This window comes from Pseudomonas sp. AC169, assembly GCF_979258515.1.
The window spans coordinates 715636-733005 of record NZ_OZ409866.1; the positions used below are offsets into that span (position 1 = coordinate 715636).

The window sequence follows — 17370 nt, forward strand, 5'->3', positions numbered from 1 at the left end:
CCTCTCAGGCTTATTGTTTTTTCTTGAGCACGGAAACTTTGCCAACGCTGATGCACTCTTCGTACGTCTGCGTCGCGAGCAGCTCATTGATCAGAATGCGTGGCCCCAGAACCGGGTCAGAGGCATCGTCAAAAGCAATGCATGCGCCCTCAGCCACATGCGGCAACCAACATTCGAAATCGCGTTTCACACCTTCATAACTGTGATCACCATCGATCCACAGCAAGCCCACGGGCTCGTTCCACTTGGGAACGATCATCTCACTGCTCATATTGATCAACGAGACAATCTCACTGCATTCAGTGATCAACATGGTTTTGTAAAATTCGGTACGATCCTTTGGGCCGAAAACGCCACCGAGCACCCCGATGAAAGGCTTGTGCGGATCGACGGCATAAACGGGGGCCTTATGGCCGGCAAGAGAACCACGACCGAGGAAAACGGTAGAACGACCGCGGTAGGAGCCGACTTCCACGATGCAACCAGATTGGACCAGACTGGCCAATTTATAAAGAACCAGCCCCTCTTCCAGACTGATCATGCCATCGGTGATCTTGTGAAACGTGTGGATATCCCTGAGTTGATCCGCAGGAATGCTGTCAGAGTAATTCAAGTGCTGGCTCATTATTAGAAGCGTCCATATAACCAAAAGATCTTGTGCCCTGATCCGATACCAGTCGGAACATGAGCGCATCCAGAATTCTGTGACACAGGGCAGGCTCACCCTCCGACCAGACCCCTCCACCAACGAAGTATACGCCCGGCAGCATGACCATCTTGAAACTGTAGGTGACTTTAAAAGTGCGGTCCGTGCCATCGCATTCGAAGTACTTGCCCTCGTCCGGGAAGCGTTGGCCGGTAATCACCACACCCGATACGGTTCGTATATGCGTGGCGAAGAAAACCCTTGAAACGGATTCCTTCAGTTCACCCGTCATGACGATATCGTAGTCACCGCCCGCCTTCAGAACATTGCATCGGCGACCCTGCTTATCGAAGATCTCGAAGCTGTCGATACGAGCGCCCTGCTCCGGATAGACGGTTGTGGATTCGGGAACCATTCCAGGATCGAAATACTGATCCTCCGGCGCCTCCTGCTCATCAACCTCGACCCTTTCGACGTCGCTGGTTTCGATAGCGAGTTTTTGGCTACCTATCTGCCTGAACTCCTCAATCAACCTCGGCTGCTCATCCGCCGGCGCATAGATCAATTTCTGATACGCGCGCACCACCTCCATCGGTGACCCTGTGCAGATGCGCTCACCACGTTCCATCAGAATCGCGCGATCACAAAGCTCAACGACTTGCGGTCCAGAGTGAGACACGAACAGGATCGAGGTGCCCTTGGCCTTCAACTCATCCAGGCGAGCAAAACACTTGCGCTGAAAACGCTCATCACCGACCGCCAACGCTTCGTCGACGATCAGGATATCCGGATCTACCATCGCCTGAACCGCAAACGCCAGACGAACGATCATTCCGCTGGAATAGGTTTTCACGGGCTGATGTATGAATTCGCCTATATCAGCGAAAGCCGTGATGTCGTCATAACGCTCATCAACTTCGGCCCGACTCAAGCCGAGGATCGCAGCGTTCATGTAAACGTTTTCATGCCCTGTGAATTCCGGGTTGAAACCGGACCCCAACTCAAGCAACGCACCAATGCGACCCACTGTCTGCACCTGACCGGCGCTTTGGTTCAGTGTGCCGCAGATCACTTGAAGCAACGTCGACTTGCCACTGCCGTTGCGGCCGACGATACCGACAGTCTCGCCTCGCTTGATATCGAACGTGACGTTCCGTAGCGCCCAGAACTCGTGGTAGTACTGCTTGCGCTGACCGGCAAACATCTGCGCCAGTCGATCCCTCGGCTTGTCATAGATGTGATAACACTTGCTGACATCCTGCAGCTTGATTGCAATATCAGAGGACATCGGCAAACCCCTTTCTGGTTTTCTGGAAAAAGGCAAAGCCAAGGCAAGCGACAGTTATTCCGATGGCGGAATAGATGCCAAGGACTTGCCAATCCGGTTGCTGCCCGAAAAACAGAACGCTTCTGACGTTCTCTACCGCAGCGGTCAGCGGGTTCAGTTGCAACAAGCTTCTGTACTCCTCCGGCACCGCAGTCGCGGGATAGAAAATAGGCGCTAGAAACATCAGGCCGCTGGTCACCAGACCTATGAAGTGCGCAACGTCACGCATGTATACACCCAGCGAAGCCAACCCCCAGGACAGGCCCAGAATGATCAATATCAAAGGTGCGATCACCACGGGCAGATAAAGCATGGTCACAGGCGGCATGCCGAACACGATGCTGTACGCGACCGTCCAGACAATCAAACTCACCAAAGCATGAAACAAGGACGCGCCCACGATCACGCATGGCAGTATTTCCAGAGGAAAGACTACTTTCTTGACATAGTTGCCATTGGAAATAATCAAGTTCGGTGCGCGGGTGACGCACTCGGAAAACAGGTTGAACACCATCAATCCGGCGAACAGAATCAACGCGAATTCCGACTTCGAATCACCTGCGCCTGCCCACCGGGAATTGAAGATGAAGCTGAAAACGAACGTATAGATCGAGAGCATCACAATAGGATTGAAGAACGACCACAGAATCCCCATGAAAGAGCCTCTGTAGCGACCGATAACCTCTCGCTTGATCAGTGCAGCGATAAGCGCGCGATTGCGCCAGACACTGGTAAACATGACGCCGGGCGAAGCTGAAAATATCTGCATCAGCCAGCAACCTCAAAAACATTCATAAATAAACTCCATTGATACATTCTTGATCAAACCCCTTTGAAAATCACAGCGACCAGCAACCCCAAATTCCCCATGAACGTCTGCCGATAGACGCCGGAGCGCCATATACCGAACAGGCGAGCGGGCAGATTTCGGGAACGGGCAGTTTTGAAACGCTGTAATACTTCACGATTCTGTTCTGCGAGAAGAAACTCCACGGCTTCCAGATTACTGATGTTCTGATCGATCCAGCGACTGAGTCGCCCCTGGAAAAGCTTCTGTATGCGAACAATGGTCGACTTGAAACCGGTGCTGGCACCAATCGAATTAGCCTCATGCTGGCGATACAGAAGATGCGGAACCTCATCGAAATGGAACAGCCCACCGGCGCCGGTCACCAGCAGATAAGCCCACCAGTCATGGGCGACGATGTTCAGATGCGCTTTGGACCTCAACAGTTCACGCGCGGCACGATTGAAAACCATCGTATTGCCAGCGGCTATGTTCTGAACCAGAGCATTGGGAAAGCCGAAAGTGCGAGAGTAGAGTGGCGTCAGCCCCACGGCCACGCCCTCTTCATTGACCAGGGTCGTCCGGGTGGCATACAGCGCAGGGACATCGACGGGCACCTGACGCAACCACGTCAAGGCTGCGCTCAATTTGTCGGCGGCCCATATATCGTCCTGGTCCGACCAGGCAAAGAAGTCAGCGTTGATTTCTTCCCGGCAGGTCACTGACATGAAGTTACTGGCAAACCCCGTTCCGGGACCTGAAAACAGCGTAACCTTCTGATCACCGAGACGCGCTTGAAAAGATTCAAGAATATCGAGTGTCGAGTCGATCGAACCGTCATCAGAAACAAACAGGCGCCACTGAGCATGATCCTGATGCTCGATGGAGGCCAATTGTTCACGGAGGAACCGTTCACCGTTGAAAGAGCACATCAATATCGCGACAGTCTCACGTCTTTCCGATACTTCGACAATGTCGGAGTCCAGGCTGGAGCTCGCGGAATCCGCTGACAAAGGGCTTGACACTGTATGCTCCACTGCAATTAAACACTGGCCGGGAAAGCTGAAAATCCAACTCAGCGTTTCTGCCGCACCTGCTCCATTCGTTCCCTTCACGAAGCGCGCGATTATAGAGAGTTTTTATCATCGTGGTTAGGCTTCGAGCAGCCCCACCCCGATGACACGCACCTCTCTGGCTCAGGACTTCCTCCCCACTGCCGCCGTGAGGCAGCAAACAAAGAAGAACAGAAACTTGTCCCTGAACCGACGGCGACATTGCCCGCCGTGCAGTGATAGCAACAACAGATCACGTCGCCGCAGCTTCAGCCAGCGCCTGACAAATGGCGCGTTACCTACCCCGATCAACAACGCGATAGTCCTGACCTGACTGAACCACCAGCCCTCATGAATGGTTACATATCGCTGCAGCAACGATGAAAGCCCGGTATTGGCCCCCACCTGGTTACTCTCATGCTGGCGATAGAGCATGCTTGAGTGGGAATCGATGAACCATTCGAACCCATGACTACGGGCAAAGGCATAGCAGTACCAGTCATGCAGACTGACCTGCTGCAATTGCTCCCAATCATGAATGACCTGTTGACGCAGTGCCGCGGCAAGCTGAGGACTCAGGACGTAGGTACAGCCGGGTCCCGCCGCCTCAAACAAAAAGTCCCAGGCCACTTGCGGCTGACTCTTGTCGAGCAGGATCGTTTGTCCGTCTGGCCAAAAAGCCGTGACATTGCTTGAGTAGGCATCAACCCTGCGCGAAGCGAGCGTCTGTGTAGCGCGCAGCAGCTTGTCGGACTCCCAGATATCATCCTGATCTGCAAACGACACAGCATCGTAATCGTGCAGATCAACATCTCGAATCAAACGAAAAAAATTGCGCGCCGCACCACCAAAACGCCCGGCAGGAGGCAAAAGAATCACGCGACTGTCGACTTCTCCGAGAGCTTTGCACCAGGCCTCGGTGTCGTCATCGGACAAATCAACGCTGATATGGATAGTGACATCGACGGACTGCTGACCGAGGATCGAGGCCACCTGCTCCTCAATCCACTGCATGCCATTGTAGGCAGCCAGCAAAACCGCAATCTTGGGATGTTTTACTGGCATGCCATTCCTGCTAGCAGCGATTAAACCCACCGGTTGAAAGCGCGCGGCTTTCGAATCAGCGAGAAGGCGAGTCCAGCAGTTTTTGCAGGTACTGACCGTAACCGGTTTTCTTCAAGGCATTTGCTTGAGAAGCCAGTTGCTCTGCTGTTATCCAGCCATTGTGGTAAGCAATTTCTTCGAGGCAGGCTACTTTCAAGCCTTGACGCTGCTCGATGGTGTGAACGAAGTGACTGGCTTCCAGCAGGGAGTCATGGGTACCGGTATCCAGCCACGCGAAACCACGGCCGAGCATTTCAACATTCAGCGACTTCTTATTGAGGTAGGCGCTGTTCACATCAGTGATTTCCAGCTCGCCTCGCTCCGACGGCTTGATATTCTTGGCGATTTCCACGACATCGTTGTCGTAGAAATACAGACCGGTCACCGCGTAGTTGGATTTCGGCTTCAACGGCTTTTCTTCGATGCTCAGGGCACGGCCTGTCGCGTCGAACTCGACCACGCCAAAACGCTCCGGATCGGAAACGTGATAGCCAAACACAGTGGCGCCACTCTTCTGCTCGTTGGCGGAGCGCAGGTTGTCCGAGAAGTGCTGGCCGTAGAAGATGTTGTCACCCAGGATCAGGCAGCAAGGATCCTTGCCGATGAACTCTTCACCGATGATGAACGCTTGTGCAAGTCCATCCGGGCTCGGCTGCTCGGCATACGTCAGCTCGATACCGTAAAGGCTGCCATCACCCAGCAATTTGCGGAAGTTCGGCAGATCTTCCGGCGTGGAGATGATGAGGATCTCGCGCATGCCGGCAAGCATCAGTACCGAAAGCGGGTAGAAAATCATCGGTTTGTCGTAAATCGGCAGCATCTGCTTCGAAACGCCGAGGGTCAGCGGATGCAGGCGAGTGCCCGAACCGCCGGCGAGGATGATGCCTTTACGATTATTGGTGGTCATTTGTTCAGAACTTCCCTAAGCATTCGAGTCACACCACTTTGCCAATCCGGCAAGTGTAGAGAAAAATTGTCGCGCAGCTTTTGTGTATTCAAGCGCGAGTTCAACGGACGACGTGCGGCAGTTGGATAAGCCGTTGCCTCGATGGGTTCAATTGCCTGTACGGCAAGCGACTCGCCATTGGCCTTGGCAAAATCCAGCACATGACAAGCATAGCCGTACCATGACACTTCCCCAGCGGCCGCCAGATGATACAAACCGGACAGCTCCGGGCGCTTGAGCGCCTGCAGCAGCGCCAATGCGGTCACATCCGCGATCAGATCGGCACCGGTCGGCGCCCCTACCTGATCAACGATCACGCTGAGCTTCTGTCGCTCTTTGGCCAACCTCAGCATAGTCTTGGCAAAGTTAGCGCCACGAGCGCCATAAACCCAACTGGTACGAAACAGCAAATAACGGCAGCCGGATGCCTCGACGGCTCGCTCGCCCGCCAGCTTGCTGTCGCCGTAGCGATTCAATGGCTGCGGTTCGTCGCTCTCCAGCCAAGGCGTATGCCCTTGACCGCCAAAGACGTAATCTGTCGAATAGTGGACCAGCCAGGCACCCACCTTTCGCGCCTCCTCAGCCAGCACCTCAATCGCTTGCGCATTGACAAGGTTGGCCTGCTCCGGCTCGGACTCGGCCGTGTCGACAGCATTATAGGCGGCCGCATTGACAATCACGTCAGGCTTGACCTTGCGGATCGTATCGCGCAGCGCCGCCAAATCGGTCAGGTCGCCGGACAACCCGTCAAGACCGTGACGACCCAAAGCGATCAAATCGCCAAGCGGCCGGAGGGAGCGCTGCAACTCCCACCCCACCTGACCATCTTTTCCTAAAAGGAGGATCTTCATGCCTTGTTCGAGCGATCCGCGTAGTTCTGATCAATCCACTGCTGATAGCTGCCGCTTTTAACGTGTTCTACCCACTCGGTGTTGGTCAGGTACCACTCGACGGTTTTGCGAATACCGGTTTCGAAGGTTTCCTCAGGAGTCCAACCCAGCTCACGCTGGATTTTGCTTGCATCGATTGCATAGCGCTGGTCATGCCCGGGACGATCTTGGACGTAGGTGATCAGGCTGGCGTGCGGACGATGTGCCGAGTCTGGACGCAATTCGTCCAGCAGCGCACACAGCGTATTGACCACTTCGATATTTTGTTTCTCGTTGTGCCCACCGATGTTGTAAGTCTCACCGATGACGCCTTCGGTTACGACTTTATACAACGCACGAGCATGGTCCTCGACATACAGCCAGTCACGAACCTGATTGCCTTTGCCATAAACCGGCAGCGGCTTGCCTTCCAGCGCGTTGAGAATGATCAGCGGGATCAACTTCTCGGGGAAGTGGCATGGGCCGTAGTTGTTCGAGCAATTGGTTACCAGGGCCGGCAGGCCATAGGTGCGGGCCCAGGCGCGAACCAGGTGATCGGAACTCGCTTTACTTGCCGAGTAGGGAGAGCTCGGCTGGTACGGCGTGGTTTCAGTGAAGAGGTCTTCAGGACCTTCGAGGTCGCCGTAAACTTCATCGGTCGAAATATGGTGAAAGCGGAAATTGACCTTGCGCGCTTCATCCAGGGCTGCCCAATAATGCCGCGCAGCTTCCAGCAAGGTGTAAGTGCCGATGATGTTGGTCTGAATGAATTCGGATGGCCCGGAGATAGAGCGATCGACGTGGGATTCAGCCGCCAGGTGCATGATTGCATCCGGCTGGTGATCACGCAGGACACGGTCGATCTGCTCACGATCACAGATATCTACGCGCTCGAATGCATAACGCGAATTCTGGCTGACCTCTGCCAGGGACTCCAGATTGCCAGCGTACGTTAGCTTATCGACGTTAACGACAGAATCGGAAGTGTTGGAGATGATGTGACGGATGACTGCCGAGCCAATAAATCCGGCGCCGCCGGTAACTAGAATTTTCACGCGAAACGATACCCTTGAGCTGCGGACAGAGCTGCTAACGAGCGCTGCCTAATCCATGAATGCAGAAGCCACTAGCAGTTGGCATCCGTCAGAGTCAGTCTAAAACGACATGCGATAAAGCAATATCGAACAAGGGCAGCATTTTACAGCTTAATGATGGTTTTACTAATGGATAAAGACAGCCAGAGGCGCAAATTCGACAGATGCCCTACGCCTGCTGCTTCAAGACCATGCGTTTGCGCGCGACTCTGGACGAACGCCCCAGAAACCAGGCCAACACAGGGCCTAGCAGCATCCCGACCAACAGTGCCATCACCGCTATAAGTGAAACAGGCAATTGGGGGCTGGCCCAGCCTAGAAAAATCAGCGAAACCGACTGTTGATTCTCCAACACGAATGCCAGAACCATCAAAACCATCAAAAGAAGAAATACGCCAAGAAGCATGCGTTTCAGGTTACGCATTGGCGCGCCCTCGAAATTGAGCAACGAAGATCAAACCCCTTCCTCCTCTTCTTCATTCACCCGATCACGCAGCTCTTTTCCCGGCTTGAAATGCGGAACGAATTTACCGTCAAGACTGACGGATTGGCCGGTCTTCGGGTTACGCCCGACGCGCGGCGCACGGTAGTGCAGGGAGAAACTGCCAAACCCACGGATCTCGATGCGATCACCGGTGGCAAGGCATTGGGACATTTGCTCAAGCATGGTCTTGATGGCCAGCTCCACATCCTTGGATGAGAGCAGCCCTTGATGGGTGACAATTCGTTCGATCAACTCCGACTTCGTCATATTTTTCCCTTCTTTTTCAAGCAGCTAGATCAGCGCTTGAAAGGTTTTAGCATGCCCGGAAGATTTTGAACAGCCCAGGGATTGACATATCTTCCATCGCGTCGAAACGCCCGTTTTCAGGGCGTCGCAGCAACATACAGGGCACCGCACGCTTAACGACATATCACCAGCATGGTTCGTGTCACGTAGCCCGCCGGGTTGAAGCCAAAAGGAAACTCATCTTCATCCTTGGCATCATCCGATCGCGTGATCACCTTGTACCCCGCCCCCTTGCATTCCTTTGCTGCGCGCTTCTGGCATTTCTCCCAGCCAGAGCCCAACCCGGAGCAATCGACCTCGATACCACTGACACCGCGCACGGCATGAGTCTTGGCACTGGTCGTACAGCCAGTCAGAACCAGCACAGCCATGAGGACAATAAACTTGTTCATCCACTTCCTTATGCCAGGCAACTGCCCGACGACTACACGCTTAAGACCAAGCTTAGTCGTGAATAGGCGATTGATCCGATTAAAGAAACAGACCACCCCGAAGAGAGATTGGTTTCACTCAAACCCTCCCGGCGCCACGAATCACCAAATCGCAGGCACAAAAAAGGGCGACCGAAGTCGCCCTTTTTAATGATCAAGCAGAACTTAGTTCTGTTTGGCCATTGCTTGACGCAGCAGTGCAGCCATAGTGGTATCGGCAGCAGCTTCCGGAGTCTCTTTCAGGCTCTGGATAGCTTCTTTCTCTTCAGCATCGTCTTTCGATTTGATCGACAGCTGAATTACACGGCTCTTACGATCAACGCTGATGATCTTGGCTTCTACTTCCTGGCCTTCTTTCAGAACGTTGCGCGCGTCTTCAACGCGGTCACGGCTGATTTCGGAGGCTTTCAGAGTCGCTTCGATATCGTCGGCCAGAACGATGATGGCGCCTTTGGCGTCAACTTCTTTCACGGTGCCAGTAACGATTGCGCCTTTGTCGTTAACCGAGACGTACTCGGAGAACGGATCGCTTTCCAGTTGCTTGATACCCAGGGAGATACGCTCGCGCTCTGGGTCAACCGACAGGATAACGGTGTCCAGCTCGTCGCCCTTCTTGAAACGACGAACAGCTTCTTCGCCAACTTCGTTCCAGGAGATGTCGGACAGGTGAACCAGACCGTCGATGCCGCCGTCCAGACCAATGAAGATACCGAAATCGGTGATCGACTTGATGGTGCCGGAGATTTTATCGCCCTTGTTGAACTGGCCAGAGAAATCTTCCCATGGGTTAGATTTGCACTGCTTGATGCCCAGGGAGATACGACGACGCTCTTCGTCGATGTCCAGAACCATAACTTCCACTTCGTCGCCGACTTGTACGACTTTCGAAGGGTGGATGTTCTTGTTGGTCCAGTCCATTTCCGAAACGTGTACCAGACCTTCAACGCCTTCTTCCAGCTCAGCGAAGCAGCCGTAGTCGGTCAGGTTGGTTACACGAGCGGTAACGCGAGTGCTTTCTGGGTAACGGGCTTTGATAGCAACCCATGGATCTTCGCCCAGCTGCTTCAGGCCCAGGGAAACACGGTTGCGTTCGCGATCGTATTTCAGAACCTTGACGTCGATTTCGTCACCAACGTTGACGATCTCGGAAGGATGCTTGATGCGCTTCCAGGCCATGTCGGTGATGTGCAGCAGGCCGTCCACGCCACCCAGATCGACGAATGCGCCGTAATCGGTGAGGTTTTTGACGATACCTTTGACTTGCTGGCCTTCCTGCAGGGATTCCAGCAGAGCTTCACGCTCGGCGGAGTTCTCGGCTTCCAGGACGCTGCGACGGGAAACGACAACGTTGTTGCGCTTCTGGTCCAGCTTGATGACCTTGAATTCCAGCTCTTTGCCTTCCAGGTGCGTGGTGTCGCGCACTGGACGGACGTCAACCAGGGAACCTGGCAGGAACGCACGGATGCCGTTAACGTCGACAGTGAAGCCGCCTTTAACCTTACCGTTGATAACGCCCTTGACCACTTCCTCAGCTGCGAAGGCTGCTTCCAGAACGATCCAGCACTCAGCGCGCTTGGCTTTTTCACGGGACAGCTTGGTTTCACCAAAGCCGTCTTCAACCGAATCCAGAGCAACGTGAACTTCGTCACCGACATTGATAGTCAGATCGCCAGCGTCGTTGTAGAACTGCTCAAGCGGGATGAGTGCTTCAGACTTCAGGCCAGCGTGAACGGTTACCCAGCGAGCCTGGTAATCGATATCAACGATAACACCGGTGATGATGGAGCCTGCCTGAAGGTTCAGGGTTTTTAGGCTTTCTTCAAAGAGTTCCGCAAAGCTTTCGCTCATTTTAATTCCTGTAAATGAGGGCGAAGGATACGCCCATCTCCACACCCCAGACGGTGTGGGTTAGTTTCATTAAAAAGAAGCGCTGCAGGACTATGACTGGTCCCCTGCCGCCTTCTTGGTCACCCGGCGATATCGCGAATGGCGATCTCGCTCATGATGCGTTCAAGCACCTGATCGATGGACAACTCCGTGGAATCCAGCTGTATGGCGTCAGCCGCCGGCTTAAGCGGGGCTACCGCTCGCTGGGTGTCACGCTCGTCGCGTGCACGGATCTCATCTAGCAGACTCGACAGACTAACACCCTCGACTTTGCCCTTCAACTGCAAATATCGACGGCGCGCCCGTTCCTCGGCACTGGCGGTCAGGAAAATCTTCAGCGGTGCATCGGGAAAAACCACCGTGCCCATGTCGCGCCCGTCGGCCACAAGGCCCGGTGCTTCCTGGAAAGCACGCTGGCGCTGCAGCAGCGCCTCGCGTACGGCGGGCAGCGCAGCCACTTGCGAAGCGCCGGAGCCGACACTTTCGGTGCGGATGACATCGCTGACTTCGTCGCCTTCCAGAATGATCCGCTGCAACTGACCTTCGGTCGCCGCAATGAACTGAACATCCAGATGAGCGGCCAGTTTTTTCAGCAACTCTTCATTGGTCAGGTCAACACCATGGTTGTGCGCAGCGAACGCCAGCAAACGGTAAAGCGCACCGGAATCCAGCAGGTTCCAGCCCAGACGCTTGGCCAGAATCCCGGCTACCGTGCCTTTGCCCGAGCCGCTTGGCCCATCAATGGTGATGACCGGTGCAATGTTCTTCACGACTGAGCCTCTTGTGCCACACGAATGCCGACCTGCCCGCACAATGCGAGGAAGTTCGGGAACGACGTCGCGACGTTGGCGCAATCATGGATGCGGATCGGTGCAGTAGCGCGCAACGAGGCAACGCTGAATGCCATCGCGATACGGTGATCGCCGTGACCGTGCACTTCGCCGCCGCCAATCTGGCCGCCGTCGATGATGATGCCGTCCGGGGTCGGCTGGCATTTGACGCCCAGCGCCAATAGACCATCCGCCATTACCTGAATGCGATCCGATTCCTTGACCCGCAGCTCTTCAGCACCCGTCAGTACGGTGCGCCCTTCGGCACAGGCAGCGGCCACGAACAGCACAGGGAATTCATCGATAGCCAGCGGAACCAGCTCTTCGGGAATCTCGATACCTTTGAGTTTAGCTGCTCGCACGCGCAGGTCAGCCACCGGCTCGCCGCCGACTTCGCGTTGGTTTTCCAGAGTGATGTCCGCCCCCATCAGGCGCAGGATGTCGATGACGCCGGTGCGGGTCGGGTTGATGCCGACATGCTCAAGCACCAGCTCGGAACCTTCAGCGATCGATGCGGCGACCAGGAAGAATGCCGACGAGGAGATATCGCCAGGCACTTCAATGTGGGTCGCGGTCAGCTTGCCGCCCGACTCAACCGATGCCGTGGCGCCATCAACATTCACCGAATAACCGAAACCACGCAGCATGCGCTCGGTGTGGTCGCGAGTCGGCGCCGGCTCGGTCACGGTGGTCTTGCCTTCAGCGTACAGACCGGCGAGCAGCAGGCAGGATTTCACCTGAGCGCTGGCCATCGGCATGGTGTAGGTCAGGCCTTTAAGCTTGTGCCCGCCGCGAATGGTCATCGGTGGACGACCTTCGGCAGCGGTTTCAATCACGGCGCCCATTTCACGCAGTGGATTGGCCACGCGGTTCATCGGACGCTTGGACAGCGAGGCATCGCCAGTCAAGACGCTGTCGAAGTTCTGCGCCGCCAGCAGGCCGGACAGCAGACGCATCGAAGTGCCGGAGTTGCCCAGATAGATCGGGCCAGGCGCCGGCTTCAGGCCATGCAGACCAACACCGTGGATGGTCACGCGGCCGTGGTGCGGGCCTTCGATGACCACGCCCATGTCGCGGAACGCCTGCAAGGTCGCCAGGGCGTCTTCGCCCTCAAGGAAGCCTTCGACTTCGGTGACGCCTTCGGCCAGCGAGCCGAGCATGATCGAACGGTGGGAAATGGATTTGTCACCCGGTACGCGAATCCGACCGGACAGGCGGCCACCAGGTTGAGCCAGGAAGATCAGATCGTTGGAATTCATAGCGTCCACATAGGCCCTGCGGGCCAGGATTTTACTGAAATGCTCGCGGGCAACCCGGGCGCGAGTGAAAACGCCCAACAATTGGTGCCCATCCCCTGCATCGACCGCGTCGCGCAAGGCGTCGAGGTCGCTGCGAAATGTATCGAGTGTGCGCAGAACAGCCTCGCGGTTGGCGAGAAAGATGTCGTGCCACATCACCGGGTCGCTTCCGGCGATTCTTGTGAAATCGCGAAAACCACCGGCAGCGTAACGGAAGATCTCAAGATTTTCATTGCGCTTGGCCAACGAATCGACCAGACCGAAGGCCAGCAGGTGCGGCAGATGACTGGTCGCAGCCAGCACTTCATCGTGTCGCTCGACCTGCATGTGCTCGACGTCGGCGCCCAGTTGGCGCCACAGACGATCAACCACAGCCAGCGCCGCCGGATCGGTTTGCTCAAGCGGCGTAAGAATCACCTTGTGACGACGGAACAGCTCGGCATTGGAGGCTTCCACCCCGCTCTGCTCGGAACCGGCAATCGGATGGCCCGGCACGAAACGCGGCGGCATAGCACCAAACGCTTCGGTTGCCGCGCGCACCACATTGCCTTTGGCACTGCCGACATCGGTCAGAATCGCCTGCCCAAGATCCATGCTCGCCAGACGCGCGAGCACTTTTTCCATGGCCAGGATCGGCACTGCCAATTGAATTACGTCCGCACCTTGGCATGCAGCCGCCAAGTCATCTTCGCAGCGATCAACCACACCCAACTCGACCGCCAGCTTGCGCGATTGCGGATCGAGATCGACCCCGACCACTTCGCGGCATACGCCGCTTTCACGCAAGCCTTTGGCAAACGAACCACCGATCAACCCCAGACCGACCACCACAAGGCGCCCGATCATAGGTACAGCAGATTGCAGTGCAGTGACATCACCCACGAGCCAGAACCTTGCGCAGCGCTTCGAGGAAGCGGCTGTTTTCCGCTGGCAGACCGATGGTCACCCGCAGGTGGTTCGGCATGCCGTAGTTGGCCACCGGGCGCACGATCACGCCTTCGCGCAGCAAGCCCTGGAATACCGGCGCTGCAACTTGACCGAGATCGACGCAAATGAAGTTGCCTTTGGATTCGATCCAGCCCAGACCCAACTCACGGAAACCGGCCTGCAATTGCTGCATGCCCGACTCGTTGAGCTGACGGCTTTGCGCCAGATATTCCTCGTCTTTCAACGCAGCACAAGCCGCCGCCAAAGCGAGGCTGTTGACGTTGAATGGCTGGCGCACACGGTTCAGCACGTCCGCCACCACTGGTGTCGACAGACCGTAGCCAACGCGCAACGCCGCCAGACCATAGGCCTTGGAGAAGGTCCGCGACACCAGCAGATTCGGGTAAGCCGCAAGGAAATCCAGACCATCCGGCAAATCACTGCCTTCGGCGTATTCGATGTAAGCCTCATCCAGCACTACCAGAACGTGCTCCGGAACATCCTGCAGGAATTCGTCCAGCGCTTCAGCACCAAACCAGGTGCCGGTCGGGTTGTTCGGGTTGGCGATAAACACCACACGGGTATTGGCATCGATGGCCGCGAGCATCGCAGGCAAGTCATGCCCCCAATCCTTGGCCGGCACCACTTTGGCTTGCGCGCCGACAGCCTGAGTGGCGATCGGGTACACCGCGAATGCGTGCTCGCTGAACACCGCGTTCAGGCCCGGTGCCAGATAGGCACGCGCGACCAGCTCGAGAATGTCGTTGGAACCGTTGCCCAGCGTGACCTGATTCAGCTCGACGCGGCACTGCTCGGCGAGCAGCGATTTCAGCGCGAAGCCGTTGCCGTCCGGATAACGGGTCAGCTCGGCCAGCTCTTCGCGGATCGCCGCCAAGGCTTTCGGACTGGCGCCCAGCGGGTTTTCGTTGCTCGCCAGTTTGACGATTTTCGCCGGATCCAGATCCAGCTCGCGCGCCAGTTCGTCCACAGGCTTGCCCGGAACGTACGGCGAAAGTTGTTGCACGCCCGGCTGTGCCAGAGCGAGGAAATTGCCACTCATTTGCTACCGCCCCTTAGAGAACTGCTTTCGGGTAGGAACCCAGCACTTTGAGTGCTACTGCTTCCTGACTGATCTTTTCCAATACACCTTTGATCAACGGATCACGGTGATGGCCGACGAAGTCGATGAAGAACACATAAGTCCATTTGCCGCTGCGCGACGGACGGGTTTCGATACGGGTCAGGTCGATCCCGTTGTCGTGGAACGGCACCAGCAGCTCGTGGAGCGCGCCGGGTTTGTTGCTCATCGACACGATGATCGAGGTCTTGTCGTCGCCGGTCGGCGGCACTTCCTGGTTACCGATCATCAGGAAGCGCGTCGAGTTGTCCGGGCGATCTTCGATCTTCTCGGCCAGACGGGTCAGGCCATACAGCCCTGCCGCCATGTCACCGGCAATCGCCGCCGAGTTCCACTCGCCTTTAACCCGCTTGGCCGCTTCAGCATTGCTCGACACCGCGACACGCTCGACATTCGGGTAATGCGCGTCCAGCCACTTGCGGCACTGGGCCAGCGACTGCGCATGAGAATAGATGCGGCTTATGCTGTCGGTCTTGGTGTTTTCACCGACCAACAGATGATGGTGAATGCGCAGCTCGACTTCGCCACAGATGACCATGTCGTGTTCGAGGAAGCTATCCAGCGTGTGGTTGACCGCGCCTTCGGTGGAGTTTTCCACCGGCACCACGCCAAAATTCACCGCGCCGGCCGCCACTTCACGGAACACTTCGTCGATCGCCGCCATTGGCTTGCTGATCACGGCGTGGCCGAAGTGTTTCATGGCCGCAGCTTGGGTGAAGGTGCCTTCAGGGCCAAGGTAAGCCACTTTCAGAGGCTGCTCCAGCGCCAGGCACGACGACATGATTTCGCGGAACAAACGCGCCATTTCTTCGTTGCCCAGCGGTCCCTGATTGCGCTCCATCACCCGCTTGAGCACCTGAGCTTCACGCTCAGGACGATAGAACACCGGCACTTCGCCTTCGGCCAGCGAGGCCATCTTTACTCGCGCGACTTCCTGGGCGCAACGCGCACGCTCACTGATCAGCTCCATGACTTTGGTGTCCAGAGCGTCAATGCGAACGCGCAGTGCCTTGAGTTCTTGCTCGGACATCAGCCGTGTTCCTTCTCGAATTCAGCCATGTACGCCACCAGCGCGTTGACCGCAGTGATGTCGACGGCGTTGTAGATGGAGGCGCGCATGCCGCCCACAGAGCGGTGCCCCTTGAGGTTGAGCAGACCGCGCTCTTCGGCACCGACCAGGAATGGCTTGTCCAGACGATCGTCAGCCAGACGGAACGGCACGTTCATCCACGAGCGATCCGACTTGTTGATCGGGTTGCTGTAGAGACCGCTGGCGTCGATGAAGTCGTACAGCGTGCGCTGCTTGACGTCATTGAGTTTGGCGATGGCTTCAACGCCGCCCTGCTCTTTCAGCCACTGGAACACCAGACCGGACAGGTACCAGGCCAGGGTCGGCGGGGTGTTGTACATCGAGCCGTTATCCGCCGCGACTTTGTAGTCGAGCATGGTCGGGCACAGCGCGCGCGCCTTGCCGAGCAGGTCTTCGCGGATGATGTTGACGACGATACCGCTCGGGCCGATATTCTTTTGAGCGCCGGCGTAGATCATGCCGAAACGCGAGACATCGACCGGACGCGACAGAATGTCCGAGGACATGTCAGCCACCAGCGGCACGTCACCGGTTTCCGGGATCCACTGGAATTCCAGACCGCCAATGGTTTCGTTCGGCGCGTAATGAACGTAAGCGGCGTCTTTCGACAGGTTCCACTCGTTCTGGCCAGGAATGGCGAAATAGTCGTAAGGCTTGGCGGTGGCGGCAACGTTGACGTGGCCGTAGCGCGAAGCTTCTTCAATGGCTTTCTGCGACCAGATACCGGTGTCGATATAGTCGGCCGAGCCGCCTTCAGGCAACAGGTTCAGTGGAATCTGCGCGAATTGCTGGCTGGCGCCACCTTGCAGAAACAGCACTTTATAGTTCGACGGGATATTCAGCAGGTCACGCAGATCCTGCTCGGCCTGGGTGGCGATGGACACGAACTCATCACTGCGATGGCTCATTTCCATGACCGACAGACCCTTGCCATGCCAATCAAGGAGTTCACCCTGGGCGCGCTGCAGAACAGCTTCAGGAAGCGCCGCAGGACCGGCGCAGAAGTTATAGGCTCGCTTGCTCACATCCAATCTCGCTCTGATTTGGTGGTCACTTAAATCTTTTGGTCTGTGGATGGTCGTTCCCGCGCTCTGCGTGGGAATGCATCCAATGACGCTCTGCGCCATGGGACGCGGAGCGTCCCGAGCGGCGTT

Annotated in this window: 17 protein-coding genes; all 17 read right to left on the reverse strand. The window is 56.4% G+C overall.

Going from position 1 to position 17370, the window contains the following annotated elements; translation table 11 throughout:
* Positions 1 to 10: 10 nt before the first annotated feature.
* The gene (locus ACZZ0G_RS03160; RefSeq protein WP_463555279.1) at positions 11 to 625 is read right to left on the reverse strand and encodes a class I SAM-dependent methyltransferase; all 615 of its coding nucleotides are present in this window, start codon (positions 623 to 625) and stop codon (positions 11 to 13) included.
* Positions 600 to 1934 carry an ABC transporter ATP-binding protein gene (locus ACZZ0G_RS03165; protein ID WP_463555280.1) on the reverse strand — a complete coding sequence of 445 codons (1335 nt, stop codon included), beginning with the start codon at positions 1932 to 1934 and terminating at the stop codon, positions 600 to 602. Before ACZZ0G_RS03165 ends, ACZZ0G_RS03160 begins: the two co-directional genes overlap by 26 nt.
* Positions 1924 to 2742 carry an ABC transporter permease gene (locus tag ACZZ0G_RS03170; protein ID WP_463555281.1) on the reverse strand — a complete coding sequence of 273 codons (819 nt, stop codon included), beginning with the start codon at positions 2740 to 2742 and terminating at the stop codon, positions 1924 to 1926. The genes ACZZ0G_RS03165 and ACZZ0G_RS03170 overlap by 11 nt, the downstream gene beginning before the upstream one ends.
* Before the next feature lie 53 nt (positions 2743 to 2795).
* Positions 2796 to 3785 carry a glycosyltransferase family 2 protein gene (locus ACZZ0G_RS03175; protein WP_463555282.1) on the reverse strand — a complete coding sequence of 330 codons (990 nt, stop codon included), beginning with the start codon at positions 3783 to 3785 and terminating at the stop codon, positions 2796 to 2798.
* A 171-nt stretch (positions 3786 to 3956) separates the two neighbouring features.
* A complete protein-coding gene (locus tag ACZZ0G_RS03180; protein ID WP_463555283.1) occupies positions 3957 to 4877 on the reverse strand; it encodes a glycosyltransferase in 921 nt (306 codons plus the stop codon).
* 55 nt (positions 4878 to 4932) lie between these two features.
* Positions 4933 to 5823 (reverse strand): glucose-1-phosphate thymidylyltransferase RfbA, encoded by an 891-nt coding sequence (gene rfbA / locus ACZZ0G_RS03185; RefSeq protein ID WP_463555284.1) that lies wholly within the window; start codon positions 5821 to 5823, stop codon positions 4933 to 4935.
* On the reverse strand, positions 5820 to 6713 hold the full coding sequence (gene rfbD, locus ACZZ0G_RS03190; protein ID WP_463555285.1) for a dTDP-4-dehydrorhamnose reductase: 894 nt from the start codon (positions 6711 to 6713) through the stop codon (positions 5820 to 5822). The genes rfbA and rfbD overlap by 4 nt, the downstream gene beginning before the upstream one ends.
* On the reverse strand, positions 6710 to 7786 hold the full coding sequence (rfbB, locus tag ACZZ0G_RS03195; protein WP_463555286.1) for a dTDP-glucose 4,6-dehydratase: 1077 nt from the start codon (positions 7784 to 7786) through the stop codon (positions 6710 to 6712). The genes rfbD and rfbB overlap by 4 nt, the downstream gene beginning before the upstream one ends.
* Positions 7787 to 7994: 208 nt before the next feature.
* Positions 7995 to 8249, reverse strand: a complete 255-nt coding sequence (locus ACZZ0G_RS03200) for a lipopolysaccharide assembly protein LapA domain-containing protein (protein WP_463555287.1) — start codon at positions 8247 to 8249, stop codon at positions 7995 to 7997.
* Between the two features lie 30 nt (positions 8250 to 8279).
* Positions 8280 to 8576, reverse strand: a complete 297-nt coding sequence (gene ihfB, locus ACZZ0G_RS03205; protein WP_003189779.1) for an integration host factor subunit beta — start codon at positions 8574 to 8576, stop codon at positions 8280 to 8282.
* A gap of 152 nt (positions 8577 to 8728) precedes the next feature.
* Positions 8729 to 9007, reverse strand: a complete 279-nt coding sequence (locus ACZZ0G_RS03210; protein WP_397481537.1) for a hypothetical protein — start codon at positions 9005 to 9007, stop codon at positions 8729 to 8731.
* A 204-nt stretch (positions 9008 to 9211) separates the two neighbouring features.
* Complete coding sequence (rpsA, locus tag ACZZ0G_RS03215; RefSeq protein WP_123453116.1) at positions 9212 to 10894, reverse strand: 30S ribosomal protein S1; 1683 nt, start codon at positions 10892 to 10894, stop codon at positions 9212 to 9214.
* A gap of 119 nt (positions 10895 to 11013) precedes the next feature.
* Complete coding sequence (cmk, locus tag ACZZ0G_RS03220; protein ID WP_064391442.1) at positions 11014 to 11703, reverse strand: (d)CMP kinase; 690 nt, start codon at positions 11701 to 11703, stop codon at positions 11014 to 11016.
* Positions 11700 to 13907 carry a bifunctional prephenate dehydrogenase/3-phosphoshikimate 1-carboxyvinyltransferase gene (locus ACZZ0G_RS03225; RefSeq protein ID WP_463555288.1) on the reverse strand — a complete coding sequence of 736 codons (2208 nt, stop codon included), beginning with the start codon at positions 13905 to 13907 and terminating at the stop codon, positions 11700 to 11702. The genes cmk and ACZZ0G_RS03225 overlap by 4 nt, the downstream gene beginning before the upstream one ends.
* Positions 13908 to 13935: 28 nt before the next feature.
* The gene (gene hisC / locus ACZZ0G_RS03230; RefSeq protein ID WP_463555289.1) at positions 13936 to 15048 is read right to left on the reverse strand and encodes a histidinol-phosphate transaminase; all 1113 of its coding nucleotides are present in this window, start codon (positions 15046 to 15048) and stop codon (positions 13936 to 13938) included.
* 13 nt (positions 15049 to 15061) lie between these two features.
* Positions 15062 to 16156 (reverse strand): prephenate dehydratase, encoded by a 1095-nt coding sequence (gene pheA, locus ACZZ0G_RS03235; protein ID WP_007908404.1) that lies wholly within the window; start codon positions 16154 to 16156, stop codon positions 15062 to 15064.
* The gene (gene serC / locus ACZZ0G_RS03240; protein WP_463555290.1) at positions 16156 to 17241 is read right to left on the reverse strand and encodes a 3-phosphoserine/phosphohydroxythreonine transaminase; all 1086 of its coding nucleotides are present in this window, start codon (positions 17239 to 17241) and stop codon (positions 16156 to 16158) included. Before serC ends, pheA begins: the two co-directional genes overlap by 1 nt.
* Positions 17242 to 17370: the final 129 nt, after the last annotated feature.

Excerpts from the sequence above, each read along its gene's own strand:
- ACZZ0G_RS03160 (WP_463555279.1), bottom strand. The coding sequence starts at position 625 with ATGAGCCAGCACTTGAATTACTCTGACAGCATTCCTGCGGATCAACTC.
- ACZZ0G_RS03165 (WP_463555280.1), bottom strand. The coding sequence starts at position 1,934 with ATGTCCTCTGATATTGCAATCAAGCTGCAGGATGTCAGCAAGTGTTAT.
- ACZZ0G_RS03170 (WP_463555281.1), bottom strand. The coding sequence starts at position 2,742 with ATGCAGATATTTTCAGCTTCGCCCGGCGTCATGTTTACCAGTGTCTGG.
- ACZZ0G_RS03180 (WP_463555283.1), bottom strand. The coding sequence starts at position 4,877 with ATGCCAGTAAAACATCCCAAGATTGCGGTTTTGCTGGCTGCCTACAAT.
- rfbA (WP_463555284.1), bottom strand. The coding sequence starts at position 5,823 with ATGACCACCAATAATCGTAAAGGCATCATCCTCGCCGGCGGTTCGGGC.
- rfbD (WP_463555285.1), bottom strand. The coding sequence starts at position 6,713 with ATGAAGATCCTCCTTTTAGGAAAAGATGGTCAGGTGGGGTGGGAGTTG.
- ACZZ0G_RS03200 (WP_463555287.1), bottom strand. The coding sequence starts at position 8,249 with ATGCGTAACCTGAAACGCATGCTTCTTGGCGTATTTCTTCTTTTGATG.
- ihfB (WP_003189779.1), bottom strand. The coding sequence starts at position 8,576 with ATGACGAAGTCGGAGTTGATCGAACGAATTGTCACCCATCAAGGGCTG.
- ACZZ0G_RS03210 (WP_397481537.1), bottom strand. The coding sequence starts at position 9,007 with ATGAACAAGTTTATTGTCCTCATGGCTGTGCTGGTTCTGACTGGCTGT.
- rpsA (WP_123453116.1), bottom strand. The coding sequence starts at position 10,894 with ATGAGCGAAAGCTTTGCGGAACTCTTTGAAGAAAGCCTAAAAACCCTG.
- ACZZ0G_RS03225 (WP_463555288.1), bottom strand. The coding sequence starts at position 13,907 with ATGATCGGGCGCCTTGTGGTGGTCGGTCTGGGGTTGATCGGTGGTTCG.
- hisC (WP_463555289.1), bottom strand. The coding sequence starts at position 15,048 with ATGAGTGGCAATTTCCTCGCTCTGGCACAGCCGGGCGTGCAACAACTT.
- pheA (WP_007908404.1), bottom strand. The coding sequence starts at position 16,156 with ATGTCCGAGCAAGAACTCAAGGCACTGCGCGTTCGCATTGACGCTCTG.